This window comes from Brachyspira sp. (genome assembly GCF_050873525.1).
Taxonomy (GTDB): domain Bacteria; phylum Spirochaetota; class Brachyspiria; order Brachyspirales; family Brachyspiraceae; genus Brachyspira.
The window spans coordinates 1-2,538 of record NZ_JBNMIZ010000290.1; the positions used below are offsets into that span (position 1 = coordinate 1).

General features: G+C 26.0%; 2 protein-coding genes. Both read left to right on the forward strand.

From position 1 onward, the window contains the following. Nucleotides 1-181: 181 nt before the first annotated feature. Complete coding sequence (locus tag ACR0QS_RS12650; protein WP_432633811.1) at nucleotides 182-1,189, forward strand: helix-turn-helix transcriptional regulator; 1,008 nt, start codon at nucleotides 182-184, stop codon at nucleotides 1,187-1,189. 72 nt (nucleotides 1,190-1,261) lie between these two features. After that, nucleotides 1,262-2,494: a PD-(D/E)XK nuclease family protein gene (locus ACR0QS_RS12655; protein WP_432633812.1), complete on the forward strand. Its 1,233-nt coding sequence runs from the start codon at nucleotides 1,262-1,264 to the stop codon at nucleotides 2,492-2,494. Nucleotides 2,495-2,538 lie beyond the last annotated feature (44 nt).

The window sequence follows — 2,538 nt, forward strand, 5'->3', positions numbered from 1 at the left end:
AAAGAACACAGAATTTATTAATGACATAAAAGAAAAATATAATTGCTATACTAAAAAGATTGATATTAATAATGACAGACCTGAAGATATAGCCATTAAATTTATAGAATTATATAAATTATTAAAATAAATTAATTTTTTATTCATTGTATCATTTCAAAATTGATATATAATTAAATCCATGAAAAATGAAAATAAAAAAAATAATATTATTAAAAAAGCTCAAAATCTTCCGTATGCGAGAATTCTTTTTATAGACAAAATGATTGCGGAGAATAATTTTCCGTCCGCTCCAAGAATCGCAAGAGAATACGAAGGCGTAAGCGTGATAACTATTAAAAGAGACATAGAATATATGCGAGACATTCTTAACGCTCCGATAGAATACGACAAAAACAAAAAAGGATATTATTATTCCGACAAAACTTTTAGGCTTCCTTTTTTATTTACGAACGAAGAGGAAATATTATCGGGTTCGATTGCGATAAAACTTCTTTATCAATATAGAGGAACTCCGATTTATAAAACCGTTAAAAATATTTTCGATTATTTTAATAGGCTGGTTGAAAAATCGAAAGATAAAAATCTTGAAAAGAGAATAATTTTTCTTGAAGAATATTCGCCTGATTTTTCCGAAGAAGTTTGGAATATTTTAATGAAAGCGATAAGAGAAAATCGTTATATAGAATTTTCTTATAAAGGCGCTTGGAGAAAAACGGAAGGACATGGCTATTATATCGCTCCTTATCAAATCGTTTCAAAAGCGGGCGTTTGGTATTTTGCTGGATATTCCAAAAGACAAAATTCCGTTAGTTTATACTGCCTTCATAGAATAACATCGATTAAACTTGCGGACGAAACTTTTGAAATGCCGAAAGATTATAAATATTTAGACGATAAAGAAATTTCTTTCGGAGTTTTCAAAGGCGAAGAAAAAAAGAAATGCAAAATTATTTTTTATAACGAATCCGCCGCCTATATCTCCGAGCGAAAATTTGCAGAAGACCAGAAAATAGAAACTAGAAAAGACGGTTCGGTTATGGCGACTTTTTCAAGCGGACAGATTTACGAAATTTTAAGATTCGTTTTGTCGCAAGGCGCTAACGCGATTCCTTTGCATCCAAAATCTTTGGTAGAAGAATGGAGAAAGAATATTAAAATCATGCATAAAAACATGAATAAATTTTAAAACGAACGATTGATAAAAAGAAATAATTAATATAGATTGACTAATTTAATATATTCTATATAATGATAAAATATGAACGAGAAAATTTTTAATCCTAATCCGAAAGATTTGATTAATGTAATTGATAATCTTTATTCTTCTATGAATAATTATAATAAAGAAGTTATAAATTTAATTTCTAATTTTGAAGAAGAAAATATAAAAAGATATAAAGAAATTTTAGATAAACAGGGAAATAAATTAAAATTCAATATATTCGATATTATAACGGATAAATGGAAAAGAGAAAATCTCCACTCCGAAATTTTAAAATTCCTTTTTGAAAACTGCGAAGATTTTTTTAACGATTTTTTGGATTTGATTGAAATTAAAAATAAAGAAGAATATTCGAACGCCGAAATAACAAACGAAGAAGCTAAAATTGATATTTTAATTAAATCAGAAAATAAAGCCATAATCGTAGAAAATAAAATTAACTGGGCGCACGACCAAAACGAGCAGCTGGCGAGATATTATAAAGAAGTTAAAGACGAATATAAAAAAGTAGTTGAAAAAATAGTTTATATAAGTCCTTCAAAAGATAAAAAGCCCGACAGTCAAACATTTGGGAAAGACGAAAAAATTAAAAAAGAAATTGAAAATATATATAAAAAAATAATAGGTTTTGACGGAAACGAAAATGATTTAGTATCTTGTTTGGAAAAATCGAGAGATAAATTAAAAGAAGATTTGGAAAAAACAAAAAATAATTTGGATAGCGAAAATATTCATAAATTATTTTTTATTAATCATTATATAGAAATATTAAAAAGAACGGGGGCAGGCGATATGTCAGAAGTAGAATTAAATTTTTTTAAAGAGGTTATGGAAAAATATAAAACCGATAAGGATATATTTAAAAAGATTAATTACATAGGCGAAATGTATAAGAATTTATCAATAGCTCGCATAAATAATTTAGTTGAAAGATTTGAAGGAAACTATAATAATCAATGTTTTTGGAGAGAATTTTATAGCGAAAAAAGAGGAATAAAATACGAAATAGATATTTATACTGAAGATTATCAATATAGTGGTTTACAGTTATTTTCAAGAGAGGAAATGCAAGATAAACTTGAACAAGATAACAAAGATATAAAAGCTTGGCTTGAAAAACATAATTTATTTGAAGGATTTTATATTCATTATGGTAGATGGAGTAAAAAATTTAAATTTCCAGAAGAAGAGAATAAATTATACGAATTTATGGAAAAATTAATAAAATTATTGGAAGAAGATATTGAATCGATTTATAGCGGAAAATAATTTTAAATAAAATTTTATAATAAATTGCGTTGTATAATTTATAT

Bases quoted from the DNA above. Each gene is read 5' to 3' on its own strand.
- ACR0QS_RS12650 (WP_432633811.1), top strand. From the start codon at position 182: ATGAAAAATGAAAATAAAAAAAATAATATTATTAAAAAAGCTCAAAAT.
- ACR0QS_RS12655 (WP_432633812.1), top strand. From the start codon at position 1,262: ATGAACGAGAAAATTTTTAATCCTAATCCGAAAGATTTGATTAATGTA.